The following is a 2,531-nucleotide window of genomic DNA, read 5'->3' as shown; positions in this document are numbered from 1 at the left end:
CGTAAGCGCTCCATAACCCCCATGGGTTTACGCGCCGACGGTCTCCATGGCTAAATCCTGTGGATGCAGATTCCATGGCAACAGCGCTTCGTAATCCTCGACGGTCTTGGCCGTGGGCAGTTCCCGGAGCACCCGACGCAGCCAGGTGTAGGGCTCGCGGCCATTGGCCTTGGCCGTTTCCACCAGCGAGTAGATCAAGGCGCTGGCATGGGCGCCAGCCGGCGTGTCGCTGAACAGCCATCCCTTGCGACCCACCACGAAGGGCCGGATCGCGCCCTCGCACCGGTTGTTGTCGATCGGCAGATCGCCCCGCTCGAGGTAGCGCACGAGCTTGTCCCAGTACCTGTCCAAATAGGCCAGCGCCTTGCCCAGCGCCAGGCTCGGCGGCACCTGCGGTCGCGTCTTGTCCAACCACGCCCGCAGTTCGGCCAGCACCGGCACGCTGCGCGCCTGGCGACCGGCCTGCCGCTGGGCATCCGTCACGTCCTTCAAGTCGCGCTCGATGCGGTAGAGCTGGCCGATCAGCGCTATCGCCTCGTCGGCACGGCCACGCTTGCCGGAGGGCTGTACTTTGACGGCCTCAACGAAGCGGCGCCGCGCATGGGCCCAGCACGCCATGTGCTCGACACCTGGTGTGCGCGCCACGGCGCCATAGCCCTCATAGCCGTCGGTCATCAGAAAGCCTTGCCAACCCTCGAGCAGGCGCTGCGGCACCTGCCCCGAGCGGCTCGCGTCGTAGTCGTAGATCACCACCGGTCGGTCAGGCGGCCCGCCGGTCTGGACCCACATGTAGGAGGTCGAGCTTGCCGCCTTGCCGGGCTCCTTGAGTACCTGCACCGTGGTCTCGTCCATATGGAGCACGGGGGCGCTGAGCAAGTGATCACGCAGCAGATTGTGGATCGGCTGCAGCGCCTGCGCCGTGCCGATCACCCAGCGCGCCAGCGTCTGGCGCGGCACCGTGATGCCACTGCGAGCCAGCACATGCTCGAAGCGCGCCAGCGGCAAGCCATCGACATACTTGACCGTCAGCAGCATGGCCAGCAGATCGTTGCTGGCATTGCTCTTGGGCAGCACCTGAGGCGCCACGGGCGCCGTGACCGGCGCCTGCTCGCCGCCTGGACAGGCGTAGCGCTTCCTGATGTGACGCAGCACCCGAACCTGCATCGGAACGATGTCCAGCTGTTCGCTGACCTCCTCGCCGATCTGGACCATCGGCGTGCCGCACGCGCAGGTGCGCTCGCTCTCGGGCACCTCGTGCACGATGTCGATGCGGGGCAGCTCGCTGGGCAAGGGGCCGCGTTTGCCGCGTGCGCTCGGCCGAGGGCCGGCAGGACGCTCAGTCCCGCCCCTGGCAGGGGCCGCGGGCAGCGGCACGACCTCATCGAGTTCGGTCGTGCCGGCCGCCAGCGCATCGGCTTCGTCGAACAGGCGGGCCTGCCCGACATGCGCTTCGCTGCTACGGCCGAACTGGCGGCGGCGCGAGAGCACCAACTGCTCGAACAACTCCTGCACCCGTTGCGCCAGGCGGGCTTGCACCTGCGCCTCGACCTGCGCGTGAACCTGAACTTGAACTTGAGCTTGGATGTGCGCTGCGATTTGCGCCTGGAGCCGCGCCGCCGCCTGTTCCCCGACCTCTCGGGCCAGGTCTCGCATCACAGCTTCCAGCCCTGGCGGGGCCGCTACGCCAGCGCGCGCCGGACCCCTGTGGGGGACGGTGATTGGCGAGGCGGGCGGCATCGAAGGCATGCCGCCATTTTACCAAGAACCCCCTACATGACGGCCTCGTAATGCAAGGTTTTATGCGGTCTGTGCGCCCAGAGATCGAACCCTTCGAGCAGCCACTCCAACTCCTGCACGTTCAGCGTACACGTGCGCTGTCCCGGGTCCAGCGCCGGCCAGGCAAAGCGCTCCCGCTCGAGCCGCTTGTACCAAAGACAGAATCCATTGCGGTGCCAGTACAGCGCCTTGATCTTGTTGCGGTGGCGGTTCACGAACACGAACAGCGCATCGCCCAGCGGGTTCATCTGCAGCTCCTGCTCGACCAGCGCCGAGAGCCCGCCGATCGACTTCCTGAAGTCCACCGGCTCTCGGCACAGGTACACCGCCCCAATGCAGCTGCCCGGATGCATCAGCGCACCTGCTGGGCCACTGCCCCGGCAAGCTGCGCCAGCCACGCCGCCGGGGGCAGTTGGACCAACTCCAGCCGAACTCCTGGCGTCACCAACAAGGTGCAGCGCATCGGCTCGGCCCGCTCGGGCATCTGAACCGCCACCAGGCGTGGCACCGTCTCGAGTGCCGCGCGTTGCTGCATGGACTTGAGCCGCCGACGCCAGCTGTACAGCGAGGCCGCCGACAACCCCTCACGCTGCGCGTAGGCCTGCGTGCTGAGGCCTTCGGCTTCGATCGCTTCCAAGTGCCTGGCCCACTGCGCCTGCGCTTCCGACATCCTTGACTCCGTCTTCAATCATGACGGATTGAACTGTGCTCTTCATTTGCACTGGAAAATAGGATGGGGTTCATGGAGCAGTTAC

Annotated in this window: 3 protein-coding genes; all 3 read right to left on the bottom strand. The window is 66.7% G+C overall.

Annotation, left to right across the window (positions count from 1 at the left end; all coding sequences use genetic code 11):
• Nucleotides 1-27: 27 nt before the first annotated feature.
• The 3 genes from CDO46_RS10985 to CDO46_RS10975 all read right to left on the bottom strand — a co-directional run bounded on the left by CDO46_RS10985 (nucleotide 28) and on the right by CDO46_RS10975 (nucleotide 2,446).
• Nucleotides 28-1,653 (bottom strand): IS66 family transposase, encoded by a 1,626-nt coding sequence (locus CDO46_RS10985; RefSeq protein ID WP_176400713.1) that lies wholly within the window; start codon nucleotides 1,651-1,653, stop codon nucleotides 28-30.
• A gap of 116 nt (nucleotides 1,654-1,769) precedes the next feature.
• Nucleotides 1,770-2,102, bottom strand: coding sequence for an IS66 family insertion sequence element accessory protein TnpB (gene tnpB, locus CDO46_RS10980; RefSeq protein WP_217896304.1), 333 nt, complete (start codon nucleotides 2,100-2,102; stop codon nucleotides 1,770-1,772).
• A gap of 26 nt (nucleotides 2,103-2,128) precedes the next feature.
• Nucleotides 2,129-2,446 (bottom strand): cobyrinic acid ac-diamide synthase, encoded by a 318-nt coding sequence (locus tag CDO46_RS10975; RefSeq protein ID WP_087838506.1) that lies wholly within the window; start codon nucleotides 2,444-2,446, stop codon nucleotides 2,129-2,131.
• Nucleotides 2,447-2,531: the final 85 nt, after the last annotated feature.

The sequence above is a fragment of the Pigmentiphaga sp. NML030171 genome (genome assembly GCF_002188635.1).
GTDB lineage: Bacteria > Pseudomonadota > Gammaproteobacteria > Burkholderiales > Burkholderiaceae_B > Pigmentiphaga > Pigmentiphaga daeguensis.
This window is presented reverse-complemented; position numbering and strand designations above follow the sequence as displayed.